Source organism: Pseudomonas sp. AOB-7 (assembly GCF_003696305.1).
Classification (GTDB): Bacteria; Pseudomonadota; Gammaproteobacteria; order Pseudomonadales; family Pseudomonadaceae; genus Aquipseudomonas.
The window spans coordinates 326696-349015 of record NZ_RFFK01000001.1; the positions used below are offsets into that span (position 1 = coordinate 326696).

Below are 22320 nucleotides of genomic sequence, written 5' to 3' on the forward strand. Positions count from 1 at the left end.
GATCACGGAAGCCCGACATGCGCGAACGCACCATCGCCAGCCATTTCGTCCGCGCCGCCCTGCGCGGCGCGCAGCGTCGGGGCCTGGCCTGCGAGCCGCTGCTGCGCCAGGCCGGCATCCAGCCGGCGGTGCTCATCGAGCCGCGTGCGCGCATCGCCCCCGAGCAGTTCGCCCGGCTGATGCAGCTGCTGTGGGAAGCGCTGGACGACGAGTACCTGGGCTTCGGCCGCCAACCGAGCAAACGCGGCACCTTCGCCATGATGGGCCACGCCATCATCCACTGCCGCACGCTGGAAAAAGCGCTGAGCCGCGGCGCGCTGTTCTACGGCCTGTTCCCCGATGCGCCGAGCATCCGCCTGCAGCGCGAAGGCGACTGGGCGCGGCTGAGCGTGGACGACAGCAGCCTGTGGGACCCCGACCACTTCCTGGTGGAAAGCCTGCTGGTGATCTGGCACCGCCTCGGCAGCTGGCTGATCGGCCAGCGCATCCGCCTGGAGGAAGCCACCTTCGCCTACCCCGAGCCGGAACATGCCGCCGAGTACGAACTGCTGTTTCCCTGCACCCGGCGCTTCTGCGCAGGCAGCACCAGCCTGCTGTTCCACGCCCGCTACCTGGCCATGCCGCTGCTGCAGGATGAACGCACGCTCAAGCAGTTCCTCGAACACTCCCCCGCCGACCTGCTCGCCCGCCCCGACGGCGGCGACAGCCTGACCAGCCAGATCCGCCGCCTGCTCGGCCGCGACTGCCAGCAATGGCCGGACCTGGAACGGGTCGCCCAGCAGCTGCATATCAGCCCGCAGACCCTGCGCCGCCACCTGCGCGAAGAAGGCACCAGCTTCCAGGAACTCAAGGACCACCTGCGCCGCGACCTTGCCATCTACCACCTCGGCCGCGACGAGCTGGCCATCCAGGACATCGCCGAACAGCTCGGCTTCTCCGAACCCTCGGCCTTCCACCGCGCGTTCAAGAAATGGACCGGGCTGACGCCGGGGGCCTATCGCGCGCAGGAGGGGTAAGACGCGCCGGCGGCGCTGCAACCGCCGCATTCGCTGCCGGCACAAGTTGCCTGGCGCTGTGCATGGACAGAACCGGCAGTCATGCACTAGCTTCTGGCTCAAGCCTGCTGGCATTACGCCAGAAGCGACCAGCTTGCCGTTATCCCTGTCGCGTTGCTCCCTGAGTGCTGTCGCGTTTGCCGCGAGCATCTTCAGGCCAGACAAGAACTTACAGAACGACAGGGAAGGTTATGCGACAGGTGTCGTGGGTAAACGCGACGGCTATGTCGCCTAATTAATAGTTAGCTACTAGGAAAGCACCGTGCCGAAAAAGAAGAGTGTCAAGAAGTCTGCTCGGGAATTTATAGAGCACGCCGATGAACTACAACAGTTCGTAGCTGGACCCGCGCAAGGTCTTTCAGATCAGCAAAATTCTTGGTGCCACGACTATGCTGTTATTCGACTTTATCGCGAATTTGAGCAGATGATGCTGTCGGCAATAGTTGGCGCAATAAACAACAGCACAGCAACAATCTCTTCAACAACAGGTGTCGAGTTTCCAAAACATCTTACGGACGAGGTGTGTGAGTATCTTGTACTTGGTGGCAACTATTTCGATTTCAAGGGCCGGGACGGACTTATAAAAACTCTCAAAAAATTTGTTCCAGATAATCATTACTTGATCACCATAATCAAGAAAGATAAATACAAACAAACTCTAGAGCAGCTATCTGCCCTTAGAAATTATGCCGCCCATGAAAGCGCTAAGTCTAAGCGGGCCGTATTAAATGCCATCGGCCAAGAAAGAGTTGGTTCCGCAGGCTCGTGGTTAAAAGTAAAAGGTCGCTATGGCGCCATCTCGGACAAACTTAAAGAGCTTGCAAGTGAGGTTGAAATCGCTGCCCCGTACTAGCTCGGCGGCTAACAACTGGTTCAAACCGTTCGCTACGCTCACTGGGACGGGCTAAAGCCCGCCCCTTAACCAAACGTTATACCCCGGAGGAAACTTGTCGAACACCATACAAAACCCGACTCCGGAATTTATTCGCCAGTATTTAAGCGAAAACTCCACAGAGGAGTTTTTTGGCGCAGAGTCTGCACTAGGGAAACTATTCAAAATGTTTCCTTCAAACAAAAACTTCGATGAAGTACTTCTTAAAGTCACGTGTCTTAACGACCTTTACCAAACCAACGTTTACGCAACCTATCGATTAGCCAAGAATATTCACGGAATGAACATAGACTCTAGGTTGAAGAAAGGCGATTTATCACTAGTCACAGACATAGAGAAAAATGGCTTAGGCAATCGGCGTGTATATTCATTTGCCACAAAATATTGCAGCTGGCACAATCAAGACGCATACCCAATATACGATAAATATGCAGCAAATCTTCTGCACTATTACTTGAAATCTGTTACCGCAAACAGGGCCACAAAGAAAAGCCTTCTCAATTATTCCGATTATGTATCAGGAATACTGGCGCTTAAAGAACACTACCGACTCAAAAAAATAAGTATTAAGAAGCTCGATAAATTCCTCTGGCTGTATGGAAAGCAGAGTTTCCCATAGCACGTAGGTATAACAATTGGTTCAAATCGCTCGCTTCGCTCACTGGGACCGGCTAAAGCCGGCCCCTTAACCAAACGTTAGAGGCAAAGCATGTCTAAACCGCGCTCCGCTAGCCTGTTTCATTTTACTGGCAGCATTAACTTCCTGAAGAACATTTTGAAAAATGGACTATTTCCTCGGTACTGCCAAGAAGATCATGAGTGGTTTGGAATTGAAGAAAAAGTTGCATATCCTATGTGCTGCTTCTGCGACATTCCGCTATCCCGAATAAATGAGCACACAAGTTTTTATGGCGCATATGGAATCGGATTCACTAAAGATTGGGGATTAAAAAACAAATTAAATCCCGTAATTTACTGCTCCGACAATGGGCTTGTACCAAGAATTTCAGGGTACCTGCTTCATGGAAGTGGCACTGAAACAGATGAGCAGAAAAAAGATAGAGAGCTAAATTTCTGGAGGCTATTAAAGCTCGTAAAGCCACTATCTGGCTCAATGGTAGTTGGTGGAAAAGTCATCTCAAAAGACTTCTACCAAGAGAGCGAATGGCGATTCACTCCCGAGGAAAATATATCCGACACGATCCTCTTCGAATCCGAATATAAAGAGACTATCGAAGAACACAACAAAGCCATGGAAAACTATAAACTAGAATTTCTACCATCAGATGTTAAGTATATTTTTGTAAAACAAGACTCTGACATCCCTGAAATTGTTGATTTTATAAACAATAATCTTGGCCAGTATCCACTTAACGATCTAAAAATACTAAGTTCTAGAATTATTTCTCTAGACACGGTAGCGTTCGACCTTTGAAGCCTCTAACAAATGGTTCAAAGCGTTCTCTGCGCTCACTGGGACGGGCTAAAGCCCGCCCCTTAACCAAACGTTAGCATTCAAACAACGAGATTCGCAATTGAACAGAAAAATAAATATTCAACTCAATGACCTTTCAGGAAAGAGCTTTAAATTTGAAGGGCTTCGCGAATTTTATGAGTTTCTAAACGCTGAAGTTACATTCTGGAAGGAGCAGCGTAAGTCTATTGAAAACGGCCAAAACCAAATCCATGGAGCGCTAAATAATTACAATAGACTCGATCAAGCAGCCAAGGAAATCGAAAGCTGGACTGACAAGCTAAAGGAGTGGGACGACAACTATATTCAACAGCAGATAAATAGTCTAAACCAGAATACCTTAAGACATGCAATGCCAAGTTGGCTTTGGAGTGGCCACCCGTTTGTAAAGCCTTTTGTAGACAGCCACAAAGAATATGGTAATGCAGTAGCAACAGCTTTTTTAGATTACATAACAAAAAAACAAATTGGAAACCTAAGCCATCACTCCGCTTTCTTAGGAGCCATGATTGGTTACGAATTTACAAATCAAGACTCCGAAATTATAAAACGAAGAAATGGAGAAAAAGCATCATTGGCTCAACTGCGCAGCCAGCTTGAAAAAACTACTAACACTCTTATTGGAGAAACCGAAAATTTTAAAGAAGATTTGAATTCATGGTTCTCAGAGAATAGAGAAACATGGTCGTCGTGGCTCGAAAAATCAGCGACCGAACATTCAGAGCAGCAGACCAAGCATAAAGATGAGTTCATTTCCTATATGGACGGCTGCAGGACTCGAATATCCGATCTTGAGAACACATATCAGGAAAAATTGCGTCTAGAAAAGCCTGCCCAATATTGGAAGCGTGCTGCTAGAAAACTTGGGATACAAGGGGGGCTATGGTCTCTAGCTCTTATTTTTTCTTTGTTACTCGGCGTTGTATATTTTTCTGGATTTTTCACAGAGTGGCTGAAAGGCCAGCAAGTTTCTGTACAACTCAACACAATACAAGGCGTTGTTATTTTTGGTACTGTTCTTGCCGTTTATGCGTTCTTGGTTCGTACCCTTTCTAGATTAGCTTTCAGTTCTTTTCATCTAATGCGCGACGCCGAAGAGCGAGAGCAATTAACATACTTATATCTATCCCTTATAAATGACCAGAAAATTGATGAGAACTCTCGCGATATTGTATTGCAAGCCTTATTCAGTAGAAGCGAAACAGGACTACTTACTACCGAGACCGGCCCTACAATGCCAAGTGCTGGAGAAATACTGAGAACAACATCGAAGCCATAATAATGCAGCATATTAAATGCTAACAACTGGTTCAAATCGCTCGCTGTGCTCGCTGGGACGGGCTAAAGCCCGCCCCTTAACCAAACGTTAGAAGGCAGGGATAGGCCATGTATGAAAAAGTTAATTCGTTTGATATAAACAACAAAGAAAGAATTTATAACCTTCTTGTTTTAAAAGGTGAAGCTCTCATAAAAGGGTATTTCTTGGCTTTAAAGCAAGGTGCGTGCAAAGGCCAACCGTACAGTAATTTCTTTACAACCATGTCAAACCAAATTGACTTACTTCTTGTGTACTTTATTAACGATGAGATTTCTGCATCTCTTCATGAGCGAGGCCCTTTGTCAGAGCTTAGAGATGAGCTCATAGCTGATTTCTATCAAGATGAGGACTTCAAAAGACTGGAGATCGCAAAACAAGATTTATTTGAGCTCTTTGGTGCAAGAACAGACTTCATTATTGGATCTAATTTCCTTGACTTTACGGTTAATACCTTTTCTACATTTGAACATTATGTTGATGAGCTGTATGAAGAGCTAATCCAGATAGAGCCAAGAAGTAACAAAAAAGAAATTGAGCTTGTTAAGCTAATCGAAATATACTCTTCTGAACTAGATGAAGATAAAAAGAAATGCGCACTTGAAAAAATAAAAGGAGTTAACTTTTATGTTTCAAGTGCAGAAAAGATAAGCTACGTCTTCTCTAAGTGCAACATGGATAAACAGGTGCGTTCTGAATTGAGGGACTTTCTGGATCACTATAGAAGTCAAAGAAATACAGTGCACAACCTAGGCATCCACAAAGGAAAATCAAAGTCTATAGAGGTTGATGGCATTGAAATAAAACTCGATGAAAGCAATCCCTCGTTCACTGAAAATTATAATTCCGCAATATTTGCTTGTCGTAAGCTCATGGATATATATGAAATTATGCTTGCAACTGTTCGTGGAGTGGTTGTTTGCTAGTGATTCTATCCTTCTAACAAGGCGCTGCACTCGGATAAATTTTCCGCTGCGCTTCAAATTTACCGGTGAGCGCAGCGTTGGACGACAAAAACGTGAATCTGCCAGATCATCTCGAGCGTGTCAGAGCCGCAGCCGAAAGGGCCATTGCGCCGATCCGTCCCACCGGAGAATCGACAGAAGCCCCGCAGAATCTTCTTTTTTCCGCACAACGCACTGATGCTGGCCGCAAGCTTCCTCCGTATTACCTTGTATATTTTTTACTGGTCGATCTCCTAAAATTTAAAAATCTTGGCCAGTTCGAAAAGCTGGCTTGGTCTGTCCCCATAGATTACAAGGGGAAGGCTTATCTCATCGAACATAGAAAGATGGGACTTGGTATCTTTGTAGATAATCCACAGGCACACGAGACAGAAGCAGCAGAGATCGCAGCACGCATTCAAAAGGCCACAAAGGCGGCACGCCCGTACTTCGAGTGGCGTGCCGAGAGCGCTGTCAATGGCTCTAAACTCAATGTTAAAAACCATACCGGTGAACTTCACCAGCGCTTTCAGTACTTTCTGGGAGAATATAAAAATATAGTTGGCGAGATTCAAAGAGAGGACGAGCGTAGAAAAAAACTTTCACTTGAGGAGCGTATTTCAGGTTGGAATGGTTACTTTTCTGAACCATATACACTCACAGAAAAATCCGCTTGGCTAGCGAGCTCGGTTATCGATGCATTTTTCAGTTTCACCGAGCATGTATTTATTCATCTCGCAATACTCCAAGGAAAAATTGGCACGGGGAGCGAGGCTGCATCTCTTGCCAGCACTGATTGGGCCAATAAATTCAAAGCCGTCTTTGACCTTCAGGAGCCCACTTCAAAGCGTTTCTACGACGATCTTACTGAGATAAGAAGACAGCATCGAAACTTTGTTGCACATGGGTCGTTCGGAAAACAAGGAGAGGCCTTCACCTTTCACTCTGGCGCGGGAGCTGCTCCTGTGCTTTTACCTCATATGCGGGGATCGCGAAAATTTTCCCTTACAGGCCCGAGCACAGTGAAAGACCCTGCGGCCATTCAAGTCATACTGAGCTTTATGGAGTATCTGTGGAGTGATGCGCGTGAGCCGGCAAGAATTTACCTTCAACGAACCAACTTACCGGCTATTTTGACAATGGCGGCCGATGGAACATACGCCAGAGCAATGCAATCTTGTGAAGAAATGGAAAGCTTAGCGGAGTACCTAGTTGGCCAGTGGAGTCAATCTGCGGATATGGATTGGTGACTGTGAAATTGCCGTCCAACAACCGGTTCAAATCGTTCGCTTCGCTCACTGGGACGGGCTAAAGCCCGCCCCTTAACCAAACGTTGAGGCTGTAGAAAAACCTGCTGTCACCCGGTTCGCAGGCTGATAACCTCCAGTTCATTCAATCGCAGGGAGGCGCGGGCGATGCCGCGGTTCAAGGACGTGCACAAGGGGCTCAAGCTCCTACCCATAGAATCAGGGACAGACCACGATTTCCGCGAATTGGCACACTCAGGAAACTGCCCCAATGCCTCAGACGGATAAAAACGCCCAGTTCCAGGCAAAACTGCTGCGCCCTCGCCTGCCGGCTGGCGAGCCCTCTTGGGCATTCGTGGTGCTGCCGCGGGAGGTGAGCGAGCAGCTGCCAAGGCGCGGCAGGACCAGCGTGGACGGCCACCTCAATGGGCAGCCGTTCCGGGCCAGGCTCGAGCCGGATGGCCAGTTGAGTCATTGGCTGCGGGTGGATAGCGACCTGCTGCAGGCTGCGGGCGCGAGTGTCGGCGATCTGGTCACGCTGGAAATCGAGCCCGTGACGGAGGAGCCCGAGCCGCAGGTGCCGGCGGATCTGGCCGCGGCACTGGCCGCCGCACCCGCGGCGCGCAGCGTCTGGGACGCGACGACGACTATCGCGCGGCTGGACTGGATTCACTGGATCGAGTCGGCCAAGCAGGCCAAGACCCGCGCCAAGCGTATCGCCGATGCCTGCGCCATGCTCGGCGAGGGCAAGCAGCGGGTCTGCTGCTTCGATCAGTCGGGCTACTACAGCAAGGCCTTACGCGCGCCCGAGGCCGCGGATTGACCGCCGAACGTCGAGCCAGGAGCTCTAGCCGCCGCTAATCGGCGCGCTGGTGCGCACCTGGTTACCACATCAAATCGTCGGGAATCTGGTAGGCGGCGTAGGGGTCGTCGGCGTCCGGCGCTTCGACATGGGTGTTGAGCAGGACGATGCGCGAGGGATCGCGCTCCTGGATCTTCAGCGCCGCTTCGCGGGGGATCACCTCGTAGCCGCCGCCGTGGCGGACGATGGCCAGCCAGCCGTTGGACAGCTTGTTGCGCATCAGGGTGTTAACCGCCAGGCGCTTGACCTTCTTGTCGTCGACGAAGTTGTAGTAGTCGTCGCCGTCCAGCTTGGGCAGACGCGAACGCTCGATCAGCTGCTTGATCTGCGCGGCGCGGGCCTTCTGCTCGGCCTTTTCCTGCTGCTGGCGATTGAGTTCCTGGTCGCGCGCGGCCTTCTCGGCCTGGGCCTGCAGCGCGGCCTGGCGGGCGCTGTCGTCCAGTTCGGCCTGGCCCTTGTGCGCCAGGCGCTTCTGCTTCTGCTGCTGCTTGCCAACCTGCTTGGCCTGTTTTTCGTTGACCAGGCCGGCTTTGAGCAGCTGGTCGCGCAGGGAAAGACCCATGACTAGAGATCCCGAACATGATTCAGTTGCAGCGGCGCCGAGCCCTCGGCGCCGCCGGTCGAAGGTGCCCAGCATAAGGGCTAAGCGGCCGCGGCTCCAGCCCGAAAGCACCGCGTAGCCCGGACGCAATCCGGGAACGGCGTGCCGAGCAATCCCCCGGATTTCATCCGGGCCAGCTCGGTTCAGCACCCCGGCGTCTGCTTCTCGAGCTTCTTCGCCTCGCCCCACAGGGCGTCCAGTTCCTCCAGCGAGCAGCCGTCCAGGCTGCGGCCGGCCTCGCGCACGCTCTGCTCGATAAAGCGAAAGCGCCGCTCGAACTTGCCGTTGGCCGCGCGCAGCGCGCCTTCCGGGTCGACCTTGAGATGCCGGGCCAGGTTGGTGACGACGAACAGCAGATCGCCGATCTCCTCGGCCACCGCCTCGGCATCGTTCTCGCTCATGGCCTCGAGCACTTCGTCCAGTTCCTCGCGCACCTTGTCCACCACCGGCAGCGCGTCCGGCCAGTCGAAGCCGACCTGGGCGGCGCGTTTCTGCAGCTTGGCCGCGCGGCTCAGCGCCGGCAGCGCGGCGGGCACGTCGTCGAGCAAGGACAGCTGCTCGGGCGCGGCGGCCTTCTCGGCGCGCTCCTCGGCCTTGAGCTCCTCCCAGCGCTGCTTGACCGCCGCCTCTTCCAGCTTCGCCGCATCCGGCGCGCCGTACAGGTCGCCGTCGACGAACACATGGGGGTGGCGGCGAATCAGTTTGCGGGTGATGCCGTCGACCACCCGGGCGAAGTCGAAGCGCCCCTCCTCGCGGGCCAGCTGGCTGTAGTAGACCACCTGGAACAGCAGGTCGCCGAGCTCGCCCGGCAGGTGCTCGAAATCGCCGCGCTCGATGGCGTCGGCCACCTCGTAGGCCTCCTCGAGGGTATGCGGCACTATGCTCGCGTAGCTCTGCTTGAGGTCCCAGGGGCAGCCGTGCTGCGGGTCGCGCAGGCGGGCCATCAGATGCAGCAGGTCGTCGAGTCGGTACATGCAAGCTCCTGGACTGCAAGCCACAGGCTTCAAGCCGCAAGAAAGCGCCGAGTGCCGCTGTTCAGTTGCTGCTTGAAGCTTGCCGCTTGAGGCTCAATTGGCGCGGTGGCGGCGCGCCTCGATGATATTGGGCAACTGGCTGATGCGCGCCAGCAGGCGGCCGAGAGCGTCCAGGCCGGGGATCTCCACGGTGATCGACATGGAGGCGGTGTTGTCCTCCTTGTTCGAGCGGGTGTTGACCGCCAGCACGTTGAGCTTCTCGTTGAGCAGCACCTGGGTCACGTCGCGCAGCAGGCCGGAGCGGTCGTAGGCCTTGATCACGATCTCCACCGGATAGGTCTGCACCGGCGCCTCGCCCCAGCTCACCTGGATGATCCGCTCCGGCTCGCGGGCGGCCTGCTGCAGCGCCGTGGCGCAATCCTGGCGGTGGATGGTGACGCCGCGACCGAGGGTGATGTAGCCGACGATCGGATCGCCCGGCAGCGGCTGGCAGCAGCCGGCCATCTGCGTCAGCAGGTTGCCGACGCCCTGGATCTGGATGTCGCCGCGCTTGCCCGGCTTGAAGCCCTGGGCCTTGCGCGGGATCAGCTCGAGCTGCTCACTGGCGCGCTCCGGCTCCACCAGCTGCTGGGCCAGGTTGACCGCATGGGCCAGGCGCACGTCGCCGGCGCCGAGCGAGGCGAACAGATCCTCGGCGGTCTTCAGGTTGGCCTTCTCTGCCAGCTTGTCGTAATCCACATGCGGCAGGGCCAGGCGGCCCAGCTCGCGCTCGAGCATGGTCTTGCCGGCGGCGACGTTCTGGTCGCGGTCCTGCAGCTTGAACCAGTGGACGATCTTCGCCCGCGAGCGGCTGGTGGTGATATAGCCCAGGTTGGGGTTGAGCCAATCGCGGCTCGGCGTGCCCTGCTTGCTGGTGATGATCTCCACCTGCTCGCCGGTCTGCAGGCTGTAGTTGAGCGGCACGATGCGCCCGTTGATCTTGGCGCCGCGGCAGTTGTGACCGATCTCGGTGTGCACGCGGTAGGCGAAATCCAGCGGCGTGGCGCCCTTGGGCAGGTCGATGGCGTGGCCGTCGGGGGTGAACACGTAGACCCGGTCCGGCTCGATGTCGACGCGCAGCTGCTCGGCCAGGCCGCCGATATCGCCCAGTTCCTCGTGCCACTCGATGACCTGGCGCAGCCAGGAGATCTTCTCCTCGTAGTGGTTGGAGCCGGACTTGACGTCGGTGCCCTTGTAGCGCCAGTGCGCGCACACGCCCAGCTCGGCCTCCTCGTGCATGGCGTGGGTGCGGATCTGCACCTCCAGCACCTTGCCCTCCGGGCCGAGCACCGCGGTGTGCAGCGAGCGGTAGCCGTTCTCCTTGGGGTTGGCGATGTAGTCGTCGAACTCCTTGGGAATGTGCCGCCACAGGGTGTGCACGATGCCGAGGGCGGTGTAGCAGTCGCGCACCTCCGGCACCAGCACGCGCACCGCGCGCACGTCGTAGATCTGGCTGAACTGCAGGCCCTTGCGCTGCATCTTGCGCCAGATCGAATAGATGTGTTTGGCCCGCCCGCTGATGTCGGCCTTGATCCCGGTGGCCTCCAGTTCGGCGCGCAGCTGGTTCATCACGTCGTTGATGTACTGCTCGCGATCCAGCCGCCGTTCGTGCAGCAGCTTGGCGATCTGCTTGTACTGCACCGGTTCCAGGTAGCGGAACGACAGGTCCTCCAGCTCCCACTTGATATGGCCGATGCCGAGGCGGTGGGCCAGCGGCGCGTAGATGTCGAACACCTCGCGCGCCACGCGCTGGCGCTTCTCCTCGTCGGCTTCCTTGACCGCACGGATAGCGCAGGTGCGCTCGGCCAGCTTGATCAGCGCCACGCGCACGTCGTCGACCATGGCCACCAGCATCTTGCGCAGGTTCTCCACCTGCGCCTGCGAGCCGAGCACCAGGGAATCGCGCGGGTTGAGCGAGGCGCTGATCGCCGCCATGCGCAGCACGCCCTCGATCAGCTTGGCCACCACCGGGCCGAAGCGTTGGTGCACCGCGGCCAGGGTCACCTTGCCCTCGCGCACGCCGCGGTAGAGCACCGCGGCCACCAGCGAATCCTGGTCGAGCTTGAGGTCGGCGAGAATCTCGGCGATCTCCAGGCCGACGCGGAAACTGGAGGTGCCCTCGACCCACAGGTTCTGCGTGGGATTGGCCTGTTGCTCGACATCGCGGGCGAATTCGCAGGCCTCCTTGAGGGCCTCGCGATCCAGCGCCGGATCGACGCTCGCGGCATGGTCGAGCCAGGCCTCGAGGTTGATGCTGCCGTCGTCGTTGATCGGCTGGTGCGCTCTCACCTGAACCATCGTCTTACCTTCCCTACGGCGCGCCCAAGGTGCGCCGAGCAGTCGCCGGTTTCTGCGAACCGGTCGGATTAACTGAAAGCACGCGCGTCCTGCGCATCCCTCGTGCCCCGGGCCGCAGCCTAGGGTTTCTCAAACAGGGCCATGGCCTCGACATGCGCGGTCTGCGGAAACATGTCGAGAATCCCGGCACGGCGCAGGCGGTAGCCCTGCTGCGCCAGCTCGGCGGCGTCGCGCGCCAGGGTGGTCGGGTTGCAGGAGACGTAGACCAGGCGCCGCGCGCCCAGCGCCGTCATCCCGCGCACCGCCTGCAGCGCGCCGTCACGCGGCGGATCGAGCAGCACCGCGGCGAAACCGCCGCCGGCCCAGGCCTCGTCGGCCAGCGGCTTGGACAGGTCGGCACGGAAAAAGTGCGCGTTGTCCAGGCCGTTGCCGGCGGCGTTGGCCGCGGCGCGCGCAACCATAGTCTCAACGCCCTCCACCGCCACCACCTCGGCGGCCTGGCGCGCCAGCGGCAGGGCGAAATTGCCCAGGCCGCAGAACAGATCCAGCACCCGTTCACCGGGCCGCACTGCCAACCAGTCTAGCGCCTGGGCGACCATCGCCTCGTTGACCGGACCGTTGACCTGGACGAAATCTCCCGGCCGATAGGCCAGTTGCAGCTGCCAGCGCTGCAGGGCAAAGCCCAGCTCGGCGCCGGCCTGATCGGCCTGAGGCTCGCCCTCGCCGTGCAGCCACAGCTGCGCGCCGTGCTCGGCGCAGAAGGCACGCAGCAGCAGCAGGTCGGCTTGATCGAGCGGTGCGGTATGGCGCAGCAACAGCGCCTCGGCGCTGCCGCTGAACAGCTCAACATGGCCCAACGCCTGCGGCTTGCCCAGCAGCCGCAGCAGCGCCGGCAGACCGCGCAGAATCGGCTGCAAGGGCTGTACCAGCACCACGCAGTCGTCGATCGCGACTATCTCCTGGCTGGCCTCGGCGCGAAAACCCACCTGCAGCTGGCGCACCTTGGCGTCCCAGCGCACGGCGATGCGCGCGCGGCGGCGGTAGGCGAATTCCGGCCCCACCAGCGGCGCCGCCCATTCGTCCGGCTGCACGCCGCCGAGCCGCGCGAGCTGCTCGGCCAGGGTGCGCTGTTTCAGGGCGAGCTGATCGGCATGGGGCATGTGCTGCAGGCTGCAGCCGCCGCAACGCCCGGCATGCGCACAGGGCGGCTGACGCCGCGCGGCGCTAGGCGCGAGGATGCGTTCGGCGCGCGCCTCGACGGTCTGGCTGCGCGCGGCCAGCACCCTGGCCTCGACGCGCTCGCCGGCCAGGGCGCCGCTGACGAACCAGGTGCGCCCGCCGTCGAAGGCGATGCCGCGACCGTCGCCGGCCTGGCGCTCGATGCTCAGTTGCTGCTTCTTGCCCACCGGCACCTGGGGAGCGCGGCTGCCGCCACTGGGTTGAAAGCGCAGAACGGAGCTGCGTTTGGCCATGAATTAGTGCTCTGCCGCGGGTTCGTCGTAGACGCCGGTGGACAGGTAGCGGTCGCCGCGGTCGCAGATGATCGCCACCATCACCGCGTTCTCCACCTCGCGCGACAGGCGCAGCATGGCCGCCACCGCACCGCCGGAGGACACGCCACAGAAGATCCCCTCTTCCCGCGCCAGGCGACGCATCACGGTTTCCGCCTCGACCTGGGCCATGTCGATGACGCGGTCGACGCGCTCGGCCTGGTAGATCTTCGGCAGGTATTCCTGCGGCCAGCGGCGGATGCCGGGGATGGCCGAGCCTTCCTGCGGCTGCAGGCCGACGATCTGCACCGCCGGGTTCTGCTCCTTGAGGTAGCGCGACACGCCCATGATGGTGCCGGTGGTGCCCATCGAGCTGATGAAGTGGGTGATGCGCCCGTCGGTCTGCTGCCAGATTTCCGGGCCGGTGCCGACGTAGTGGGCCTCGGGGTTGTCGCCGTTGCCGAACTGGTCGAGCACCTTGCCGCGACCGCCGCGCTGCAGGCTCTCGGCCAGGTCGCGGGCGCCTTCCATGCCGTCTTCCTTGCTCACCAGCACCAGCTCGGCGCCGTAGGCGGTCATCGCCGCCTTGCGCTCGGCGCTCATGTTGTCGGGCATGATCAGCATCATCTTGTAACCCTTGATCGCCGCCGCCATGGCCAGGGCGATGCCGGTATTGCCGCTGGTGGCCTCGATCAGGGTGTCGCCGGGCTGGATGTCGCCGCGCAGCTCGGCGCGGGTGATCATCGACAGCGCCGGACGATCCTTGACCGACCCGGCCGGGTTGTTGCCTTCCAGCTTGACCAGCAGGGTGTTGGAGGTGTCGCCCGGCAGGCGCTGCAGGCGCACCAGCGGGGTGTTGCCGACGCAATCGGCGATGGTGGGAAAGTGCAGGGTCATGGGTCGCTCGAATCCGGACTGCCGCGAAGGGCCATCATGATACGCCTAACCCGCGACGGCATCACGCCATGCTGTCGCGCAAGAGCTGCAGAGGGCGCGCGAGGCGCCCGGACTCAGGCGGCCGGCAGCTGAAAATGCACGCGTAACCCGGGCGCGCCGTTCTCCGCCCAGATGCGCCCGCCCTGCCCGGCGATGGCGCTGCGGGCGATGCTCAGGCCGAGGCCGAAACCGCCGTCGCCGGGGCGCGAACCGTCGAGGCGGGTGAAGGGCAGGAAGATCGCCTCCAGCTGCGCCTCGGCCACGCCGGGGCCCTCGTCGCTCAGCCACAGGTGCCAGCAGGCGCCCTCGCGGCGCCCGCCGAGACGCACCGTGCCGCCGGCCGGCGAATGGCGCACGGCGTTGCGCAGCACGTTCTCCAGGGCCTGGGCCAGGGCATTGAGGTTGCAGTGCAGGCGGCAGTCGCCCGCCACCTCGTAGCGCAGCCGTGCGCCGGACCAGCCGCTCTCGAACCGCACGTTCTCCGCCAGCACATCCCACAGCGCGGCCAGCTCGACCTGCTCGGCGCTCAGCCGCGGGCGCTCGGTGTCGAGCCAGGCCAGCTCCAGGGTATCGGCCACCAGGCGCTGCATGCCGTCGACCTCCTGCAGCACGCGCTGGCTCAGCTGCTCGGCATCCTGGCCGCTCTCGCCGGCCACCCGCAGGCGGCTGAGCGGGGTGCGCAACTCGTGGGAGAGGTCGCGTAGCAGCTGGCGCTGCAGCGACACCGTGGCCTGCAGGCGCTCGGCCATGTGGTCGAAGGCGCGGGCCAGCTCGCCCAGCTCGTCGCGGCGCCGCGCCACGCCGCCGGCCCGCGCACTGAGATCGTCGGCGTGCAGGGCGTTGGCCTGGCGCCGCAGGATCGCCAGCGGGGCGATCAGCAGGCGATAGAGCAGCACGCCGAGCAGCACCGCGAGCACTGCCGGCACTATCCGCTGCAGCAGCAGGTTCCACAGTTCGAGGTGCTGGCGCGGGTTCAGGCGCTGGGGCAGCTCCATCACCAGGCGCGATTCGCCGTCGCTGAACGGCACATAGAAGGTCGGCGTGCCGCCGGGTCGCCCCACCAGCCAGTCGAGACGGCGCACGAAGTCCAGCCGCGCGCGCTCGTCCCCGTTCAGCGCCTGCGACGACAGGGCGCGCTGCTGCCCGTCGACCACCGCCGCCCAGACCTGCTCGCGCTCGCGCAGGCGCGCCAGGAAGGCATCGATCCCACTCGCCCCCGCCTCGCGCCAGGCGGCCTCGGCCTCCTGGCCATAGGCGCGCAGCAGCGCCTTGGTCGACGCCGGCAGACGCGAGGTGGCCTGGATGAACAGGCGCTCCAGGTCGACATGCAGGCTGACCAGCAGCAGGCAGAACAGCGCCAGCGCGCCGGTCAGTTTCCACAGCAGCGAGTGCCGCCCCGGCAGCCTCATGCGCCCGCCCGCGCCAGCACGTAGCCCCGGCCCCACACCGTTTCCACCCGCCCGCCCTGGTAGCCGATGGTCTGCAGCTTGCGGCGGATATGGCTGACGTGCATGTCCAGGCTGCGGTCGTGCTGGGCGTAGCCGCGGCGCAGCGCCTGCTGATAGAGGAATGGCTTGCTCAGCGCCTCGTCGCGGTGCCGCCAGAGCAGCTCCAGCACCCGGTACTCGCTGGGGGTCAGGCCCGCCCAGTGGCCGGCCAGGGCCACGTCGCAGCGGTCCTCGTCGAACCACAGGGCGTCGGCCGATTCGCGCGGCGACGGCTCGCGCCGCTCGTAGGCGACCCGGCGCAGGATCGCCTCGATGCGCACGCTGAGTTCGCCGAGGCTGAACGGCTTGGGCAGGAAGTCGTCGGCGCCCTGGCTGAAGCCGGCGATGCGATGGGGCTCGTCGCCCAGCGCCGAGATCAGCAGCACCGGCACGCCGCGCCGCCGGCGCAGCTGTTGCAGAGCGTCCAGGCCATTGGTACCGGGCAGCAGGATGTCCATCAGGATCAGGTCGAAGTCCTCGCACTCGGCCAGACGCAACCCCTCGCTGCCGTCACGGCTGAGGGTGACGCGGTAGCCGCAGCCCTGCAGGTAGGCCTGCAGGTGGCTGGCGAGCAGCGGGTCGTCTTCGACGGCGAGGATGCGGGCGGCGGGATGGGCGGTGGACAGCATGGCGAACGACCGACAAGACGAATGCGAACAATTCTACCTACTAAACCCGGACCACTCATCTACAGATTCCTCGGCAGCGAATCGCTACACTGCCCAGACGTCATAAAGGAGACCAGGCGTGTTCAAGGATCTAGGCATCAAGGGCCGCGTGCTGCTGCTCACCCTGCTGCCCACCAGCCTGCTGGCGCTGGTGCTCGGCGGCTACTTCACCTGGGTGCAGCTGTCCGGGCTGCAGGCGCAGCTGCTGCAGCGCGGCGAGATGCTGGTCGAGCACCTCGCGCCGCTGGCCGCACCGGCCCTGCAGCAGCAGAACAAGCCGCTGCTCGAACGCATCGCCCGGCAGTCGCTGGAGCACCCGGACGTGCGCGCGGTGAGCTTCCTCGCCGCCGAACGCGCGCCGCTGGCGCATGCCGGGCCGAGCATGCTCAACCCGGTGCCGAACGACCAACCCGGGCTCAGCCGCCTCAGCGGCCAGGACGCCACGCGTTTTCTGCTGCCGGTGTACGACCAGCACCTGGCCCTCAGCGACGACTCCGGCGACGAGCGCAGCGCCGAACTGCTCGGCTGGGTCGAGCTGGAGCTGTCGCACCAGGGCACCCTGCTCAGCGGCTACCGCAGCCTGTTCGCCAGCCTGCTGCTGATCGTCGGCGGCCTCGGCGTCACCGCCCTGCTCGCCCTGCGCATGAGCCGCAGCATCAACGGCCCGCTGCGCGCGATCAAGGCCGGGGTCGCCCAGCTCAAGGACGGCCACCTGGAAACCCGCCTGCCGCCGCTGGGCAGCGTTGAGCTGGACGAGCTGGCCGCCGGCATCAACCGCATGGCCGAGGCCCTGCAGAACGCCCAGGAAGAGCTGCAGCACAGCATCGAGCAGGCCACCGAGGACGTGCGGCAGAACCTGGAGACCATCGAGATCCAGAACATCGAGCTGGACTTCGCGCGCAAGGAGGCCCTGGAGGCCAGCCGCATCAAGTCCGAGTTCCTCGCCAACATGAGCCACGAGATCCGCACCCCGCTCAACGGCATCCTCGGCTTCACCAACCTGCTGCAGAAGAGCGAGCTCAGCCCGCGCCAGCAGGACTACCTGGCGACCATCGAGAAGTCCGCCGACAGCCTGCTCGGCATCATCAACGAGGTGCTCGACTTCTCCAAGATCGAGGCCGGCAAGCTGGTGCTCGAATCCATCCCCTTCAACCTGCGCGACCTGCTGCAGGACACCCTGACCATCCTCGCCCCCGCCGCCCACGAGAAGCAGCTGGAGCTGGTCAGCCTGATCTACCGCGACACCCCGCTGGCCCTGCGCGGCGACCCGCTGCGGCTGAAACAGGTGCTGACCAACCTGGTGAGCAACGCCATCAAGTTCACCCGCGAAGGCACCATCGTCATGCGCGCCATGGTCGAGGACGAGAGCGCCGACCGCGCCCAGTTGCGCATCAGCGTGATGGACACCGGCATCGGCCTGTCCGACGAGGACCTGCGCGCGCTGTTCCAGGCCTTCAGCCAGGCCGACAACTCGCTCAGCCGCCAGGCCGGCGGTACCGGCCTGGGCCTGGTGATTTCCAAGCGCCTGATCGAGCAGATGGGCGGCGAGATCGGCGTCGACAGCACGCCGGGCGAAGGCTCGGAATTCTGGGTCAGCCTGACCCTGCCCAAGGCCCGCGACGACGCCGACGACCTGCCGCGCGCGCCGCTGCAGGGCCGCCGCGTGGCGGTGCTGGAAAGCCACGAACTGGCGCGCCAGGCCCTGGCCCATCAGCTGGAAGACTGCGGCCTGGAGGTGGAAAGCTTCGCCGACCTGGGCCAGCTGCTCGACGCCGTGGCCAGCCAGCAGCAGCGCGAGCGCCCGCTGAGCCTGGCGGTGCTCGGCATCACCGCCGCCCAACTGCCGGCCGATGCCCTCGGCCAGCGCATCTGGGACCTCGACCGCCTCGGCTGCAAGGCCCTGGTGCTGTGCCCCACCACCGAACTGGGGCTGTTCCACGAATCGCTGCCCGATGCCTACACCCAGCTGCAGGCCAAGCCGCCGTGCACGCGCAAGCTGCACAAGGCGCTGATCGAGCTGGCCTGCCCGCAACGCCCGGTCAGCGAGCCCGCGAGCCTGGCCAGCAGCCGTCGCCCGCAGATCCTCTGCGTCGACGACAACCCGGCCAACCTGCTGCTGGTGCAGACCCTGCTCGACGATCTGGGTGCCCAGGTCAGCGCGGTGGACAGCGGCTATGCCGCCATCGAGGCGGTGCAGCGCGGCAGTTTCGACCTGGTGTTCATGGACGTGCAGATGCCCGGCATGGACGGCCGCCAGGCCACCGAGGCGATCCGTCAGTGGGAAAGCGAACAGGGCCGCAGCGCCACCCCCATCGTCGCGCTGACCGCCCACGCCCTGGCCAACGAGAAGCGCATCCTGCTGCAAAGCGGCCTGGACGACTACCTGACCAAGCCGATCAGCGAACGTCAGCTGGCCCAGGTGGTGCTCAAGTGGACCGGCCTGAGCCTGCGCAACCAGCCCGCGGCGAAACCCCTCGAGGCGCCCGTCACCTCGGCGCAGCCGCAGGTGCTCGACGCCGAGGAAGGCCTGCGCCTGGCCGCCGGCAAGGCCGACCTCGCCGCCGACATGCTGAACATGCTGCTGGCCGGGCTGCCCGGCGACCGCCAGGCCATCCGCCAGGCCCGCGAAGCCGGCGAGCGCAGCGCGCTGATCGAGCGGGTCCACCGCCTGCACGGCGCCACCCGCTACTGCGGCGTGCCACAGCTGCGCGCTGCCTGCCAGCGCAGCGAAACCCTGCTCAAGCAGGACGACCCGGGCGCCCAGCGCGCCCTCGACGAACTGGATGCGGCGATCGCCCGGCTGACCGAGATCGCCGCGCAAAGCGCCTGAGGAGCCCGCATGCGCATCTGTCTGTTCAGCAGCAAGACCTACGACCGCGACAGCTTCCTCGCCGCCGCGCGCCCGGATGGCTGGCAGCTGCAGTTCCACGAGGCGCGCCTGACCGCAGCCAGCGCGGCACTGGCAAGCGGCTGCGAGGTGGTCTGCGCCTTTATCAACGACGAGCTGTCGGCGCCGGTGCTGCAGCGCCTGGCCGCCGCCGGCACGCGGCTGATCGCCCTGCGCTCGGCCGGCTACAACCATGTCGATCTCAAGGCCGCCGAACGCCTGGGGTTGTGCGTGGTGCGGGTGCCGGCCTACTCGCCGCATGCGGTGGCCGAGCATGCGGTGGCGTTGATCCTGGCGCTGAATCGGCGCATCCACCGCGCCTTCAATCGCACCCGCGAGGGCGATTTTTCCCTGCACGGGCTGACCGGTTTCGACCTGCACGGCAAGACCGTCGGAGTGATCGGCGCCGGCAAGATCGGCCTGAGCTTCGCCCGCATCATGGCCGGCTTCGGCTGCCGGGTGCTGATCCACGACCCCTTGCCGGTGACCGGACTCGATGCCATCGGCGCGCGCCAGGCGCCGCTCGACGAGGTGATAAGCCAGAGCGACATCCTCAGCCTGCACTGCCCGCTGACCGCCAGCAGCCATCACCTGATCGATGCCGCGCGCCTGGCGCAGATGAAGCGCGGCGCCATGCTGATCAACACCGGCCGCGGCGCGCTGGTCGACACCCCGGCGCTGATCGGCGCGCTGAAGAGCGGTCAGCTCGGTTACCTGGGCCTGGACGTCTACGAGGAAGAGTCCGAGCTGTTCTTCGAGGACCGCTCCGACCTGCCGCTGCAGGACGACGTGCTGGCGCGCCTGCTGACCTTCCCCAACGTCATCGTCACCGCCCACCAGGCCTTCCTCACCCAGGAGGCGCTGGCCGCCATCGCCCGCACCACCCTGGACAATATCGCCGCCTGGGCCGCCGGCCGCCCGTGCAATGAGGTCAGGGCCGGCGCGTGATAGCATGCCGGCTGATCCGGAGGACCCATGGCCGAACACGATTTCCGTTATTCCCTGCTCACCCCCCAGCACACCCTCACCGAGTGCCGCGCCCTGGCGCCGGGCCGCTATCAGGTCACCGGCAACGGCGGCTCGATCCAGGCCGGCGACAGCCTGCTGGTCACCCTCAAGGGCAGCCGCGACCTGCATATGCGCCTGGAGGTGGAAAAGGTCCGTCACCTGATCAACCCGCCCGGCCAGTGGCTGGCGGTGTGCAAGGGCCCGCAGTTCAAGGAGCTGGCCATCCACAACTGGCAGGTGAACTGCGACGGCTGTGGCAAGCAACTGGACTTCGAATTCGCCGTCGACGCCGCCCTGGGCAAGGCCGCCCAGGCGCCGGCCGCCGAGGCCCGTATCGCCGAACTGGGCTGGCGCAAGCTTGATGGCCAGCACCTGTGCCCCACCTGTCAGGAGGACTGAAACCATGCCCCGCGCCCTGCCCCTCGCCCTGCTCGCAGCCGCCCTGGGCGGCTGCGCCAGCGACGCGCCGCAACTGGAGACCGAGCGCAGCTACCAGGTGGAGTGGATCGGCGAACGCCCGCTGATCGACCGCAGCCACCTGACCATCACCTTCGCCGCCGACGGCCGCGCCCACGGCCATGCCGGCTGCAACCACTGGTTCGCCGGCTATCAGCTGCAGGGCAATGCACTCGGCTTCGAGCGTCCCGGCAGCACCCGCAAGCTGTGCGCCCCCGCGCTGATGGAACAGGAACAGCGCTTCCTCGACGCCATCGGCCAGGTGCAGCGCTGGGATTTCAACGCCATCGGCCAACTGCAGCTGTGGCCGGCGACCGGCAAGCCGATTCGTCTCTGGGCGGAATGACGGCATAGCCCGGATGCAATCCGGGGCGGTTGCCCCAAGGAACTCCCGGATTGCATCCGAGCTACGCGAACAGCTCCAGCTGCTCCTGCCGCCCGCGCAGATCGTGCAAGCGCACCCCGACGCCAAGCAGGCGCACCGGCTTGCCGCCGCGGGCGAAGGCATTGCTCAGCAGCTGTCGATAGCTGTCTAGATCGCGGCTGGCGCCGACCTGCTCCAGGGTGGTCTGGGTGAAGTCGTGGAACTTGACCTTGACGAAGGGTTTGTCCGGTCGGTAGCTGGCATCCAGCCGCTGCAGACGCCCGTTCATCTCCTCCAACAGCGCCGGCAGCTTTGCCAGGCAGCTGTCCAGGTCGGGCAGATCCTGGTCATAGGTGTGCTCGACACTGAGCGACTGACGGCGGCTGTCCACTTGCACCGCACGTTCGTCGATGCCGTGGGCCAGGCGCCACAGGCGCTCGCCGAAACTGCCGAACTCGCGCACCAGCGCCAGCTTGTTCCAGTCGCGCAGATCCAGGCAGGTGCGAATCCCCAGGCGCGCCAGCTTGTCCGCGGTGACCTTGCCGACGCCGTGCAGCTTGCTTACCGGCAGCGCCGCGACGAAATCCTCGACCTGGTCGGGCGTGATGACGAACAGCCCGTTGGGCTTGCGCCAGTCGCTGGCGATCTTGGCCAGGAACTTGTTCGGCGCCACCCCGGCCGATACCGTGATGTGCAGCTCCTGCGCCACGCGCCGGCGGATTTCCTGGGCGATACGGGTGGCGCTACCGGCGAAATGCGCCGAGTCGCTGACGTCGAGGTAGGCCTCGTCCAGCGACAGCGGCTCGATCAGGTCGGTGAACTGGCGAAAGATGCCGTGAATCTCCCGCGACGCGGCGCGGTACGCCTCGAAGCGCGGCTTGACGATCAACAGGTCCGGGCACAGCTTCAGCGCATGCCGCGACGACATCGCCGAGCGCACGCCGTAGGCGCGCGCCTCGTAGTTGCAGGTAGCGATCACCCCGCGCCGTTCGGCTGAGCCGCCCACCGCCAGCGGCCGATTGGCCAGGCTCGGGTCGTCGCGCATCTCGATGGCGGCATAGAAGCAGTCGCAGTCGATGTGGATGATTTTCCTTTGATTCATAAGCTATTGATTTTACTTGTACAAACCAAAGGAGAACGCCATCCGATAGCCGCTTTAATACCCTCTGTTTTCTCGGCTGGATTCTCTGGGTCGGACGACGCCAGAGCCATTGATCAACCGAAGAACGGGTGGCAGAACAAAGCTACTCGTCAGCCTGGGCTGGCCAGAATAGCGATCTCTGGGAGTGAAGCAACAGGCCAAGCACGGTATCGCTGGCAAAC

20 protein-coding genes are annotated in these 22320 nt (G+C 62.0%); 12 read left to right on the forward strand and 8 right to left on the reverse strand.

The features are described 5' to 3' along the window. Positions 1 to 17: 17 nt before the first annotated feature. The 8 genes from EA796_RS01640 (at position 18) to EA796_RS01660 (ending at position 7750) form a co-directional block, all read left to right on the forward strand. The gene (locus tag EA796_RS01640) at positions 18 to 1016 is read left to right on the forward strand and encodes an AraC family transcriptional regulator (protein ID WP_122107279.1); all 999 of its coding nucleotides are present in this window, start codon (positions 18 to 20) and stop codon (positions 1014 to 1016) included. Positions 1017 to 1317: 301 nt separating this feature from the next. Beyond that, complete coding sequence (locus tag EA796_RS01645; RefSeq protein ID WP_122107280.1) at positions 1318 to 1908, forward strand: hypothetical protein; 591 nt, start codon at positions 1318 to 1320, stop codon at positions 1906 to 1908. 94 nt (positions 1909 to 2002) lie between these two features. Then, positions 2003 to 2566 (forward strand): hypothetical protein, encoded by a 564-nt coding sequence (locus EA796_RS23005; RefSeq protein ID WP_147459021.1) that lies wholly within the window; start codon positions 2003 to 2005, stop codon positions 2564 to 2566. A gap of 90 nt (positions 2567 to 2656) precedes the next feature. Then, a complete protein-coding gene (locus EA796_RS01650; protein WP_122107281.1) occupies positions 2657 to 3382 on the forward strand; it encodes an abortive infection system antitoxin AbiGi family protein in 726 nt (241 codons plus the stop codon). Between the two features lie 100 nt (positions 3383 to 3482). Then, a complete protein-coding gene (locus tag EA796_RS23010) occupies positions 3483 to 4700 on the forward strand; it encodes a DUF6161 domain-containing protein (protein ID WP_147459022.1) in 1218 nt (405 codons plus the stop codon). Between the two features lie 107 nt (positions 4701 to 4807). Beyond that, entirely contained in the window at positions 4808 to 5662 is an 855-nt protein-coding gene (locus tag EA796_RS23015) for a hypothetical protein (RefSeq protein WP_147459023.1), read from the forward strand. A 92-nt stretch (positions 5663 to 5754) separates the two neighbouring features. Beyond that, complete coding sequence (locus EA796_RS01655; protein ID WP_178082520.1) at positions 5755 to 6930, forward strand: hypothetical protein; 1176 nt, start codon at positions 5755 to 5757, stop codon at positions 6928 to 6930. Between the two features lie 268 nt (positions 6931 to 7198). Further along, on the forward strand, positions 7199 to 7750 hold the full coding sequence (locus EA796_RS01660; protein WP_122107283.1) for a YdeI/OmpD-associated family protein: 552 nt from the start codon (positions 7199 to 7201) through the stop codon (positions 7748 to 7750). 61 nt (positions 7751 to 7811) lie between these two features. Here the strand turns inward: EA796_RS01660 and EA796_RS01665 are convergent, their stop codons facing one another. The 7 genes from EA796_RS01665 to EA796_RS01695 form a co-directional block, all read right to left on the reverse strand. Then, entirely contained in the window at positions 7812 to 8351 is a 540-nt protein-coding gene (locus tag EA796_RS01665) for a DUF2058 domain-containing protein (protein ID WP_021442159.1), read from the reverse strand. Between the two features lie 182 nt (positions 8352 to 8533). Next, the gene (gene mazG / locus EA796_RS01670; RefSeq protein WP_122107284.1) at positions 8534 to 9364 is read right to left on the reverse strand and encodes a nucleoside triphosphate pyrophosphohydrolase; all 831 of its coding nucleotides are present in this window, start codon (positions 9362 to 9364) and stop codon (positions 8534 to 8536) included. Between the two features lie 93 nt (positions 9365 to 9457). Continuing rightward, a complete protein-coding gene (relA, locus tag EA796_RS01675) occupies positions 9458 to 11701 on the reverse strand; it encodes a GTP diphosphokinase (protein ID WP_021442157.1) in 2244 nt (747 codons plus the stop codon). A gap of 119 nt (positions 11702 to 11820) precedes the next feature. Then, positions 11821 to 13173 carry a 23S rRNA (uracil(1939)-C(5))-methyltransferase RlmD gene (gene rlmD / locus EA796_RS01680; protein WP_122107285.1) on the reverse strand — a complete coding sequence of 451 codons (1353 nt, stop codon included), beginning with the start codon at positions 13171 to 13173 and terminating at the stop codon, positions 11821 to 11823. A gap of 3 nt (positions 13174 to 13176) precedes the next feature. Further along, a complete protein-coding gene (gene cysM, locus EA796_RS01685) occupies positions 13177 to 14088 on the reverse strand; it encodes a cysteine synthase CysM (protein WP_122107286.1) in 912 nt (303 codons plus the stop codon). A 113-nt stretch (positions 14089 to 14201) separates the two neighbouring features. After that, a complete protein-coding gene (locus EA796_RS01690) occupies positions 14202 to 15536 on the reverse strand; it encodes a sensor histidine kinase (protein ID WP_122107287.1) in 1335 nt (444 codons plus the stop codon). Beyond that, positions 15533 to 16243 (reverse strand): response regulator transcription factor, encoded by a 711-nt coding sequence (locus EA796_RS01695; protein WP_122107288.1) that lies wholly within the window; start codon positions 16241 to 16243, stop codon positions 15533 to 15535. Before EA796_RS01695 ends, EA796_RS01690 begins: the two co-directional genes overlap by 4 nt. A 118-nt stretch (positions 16244 to 16361) precedes the next feature. On the opposite strand from EA796_RS01695, the gene EA796_RS01700 reads away from it, so the two are divergent. From EA796_RS01700 to EA796_RS01715, 4 genes are read left to right on the forward strand one after another with little or no spacing between them, the layout of a single operon-like run. Further along, complete coding sequence (locus tag EA796_RS01700) at positions 16362 to 19112, forward strand: response regulator (protein WP_122107289.1); 2751 nt, start codon at positions 16362 to 16364, stop codon at positions 19110 to 19112. Between the two features lie 9 nt (positions 19113 to 19121). Beyond that, the gene (locus tag EA796_RS01705) at positions 19122 to 20117 is read left to right on the forward strand and encodes a 2-hydroxyacid dehydrogenase (protein ID WP_122107290.1); all 996 of its coding nucleotides are present in this window, start codon (positions 19122 to 19124) and stop codon (positions 20115 to 20117) included. Positions 20118 to 20144: 27 nt separating this feature from the next. Beyond that, a complete protein-coding gene (locus tag EA796_RS01710; RefSeq protein ID WP_122107291.1) occupies positions 20145 to 20576 on the forward strand; it encodes a hypothetical protein in 432 nt (143 codons plus the stop codon). A 4-nt stretch (positions 20577 to 20580) separates the two neighbouring features. Beyond that, positions 20581 to 20979, forward strand: coding sequence for an META domain-containing protein (locus EA796_RS01715; protein ID WP_122107292.1), 399 nt, complete (start codon positions 20581 to 20583; stop codon positions 20977 to 20979). Positions 20980 to 21040: 61 nt separating this feature from the next. Here EA796_RS01715 and dinB read toward each other — a convergent pair whose 3' ends face one another. Next, the gene (gene dinB / locus EA796_RS01720; RefSeq protein ID WP_122107293.1) at positions 21041 to 22099 is read right to left on the reverse strand and encodes a DNA polymerase IV; all 1059 of its coding nucleotides are present in this window, start codon (positions 22097 to 22099) and stop codon (positions 21041 to 21043) included. Between the last annotated feature and the right edge of the window lie 221 nt (positions 22100 to 22320).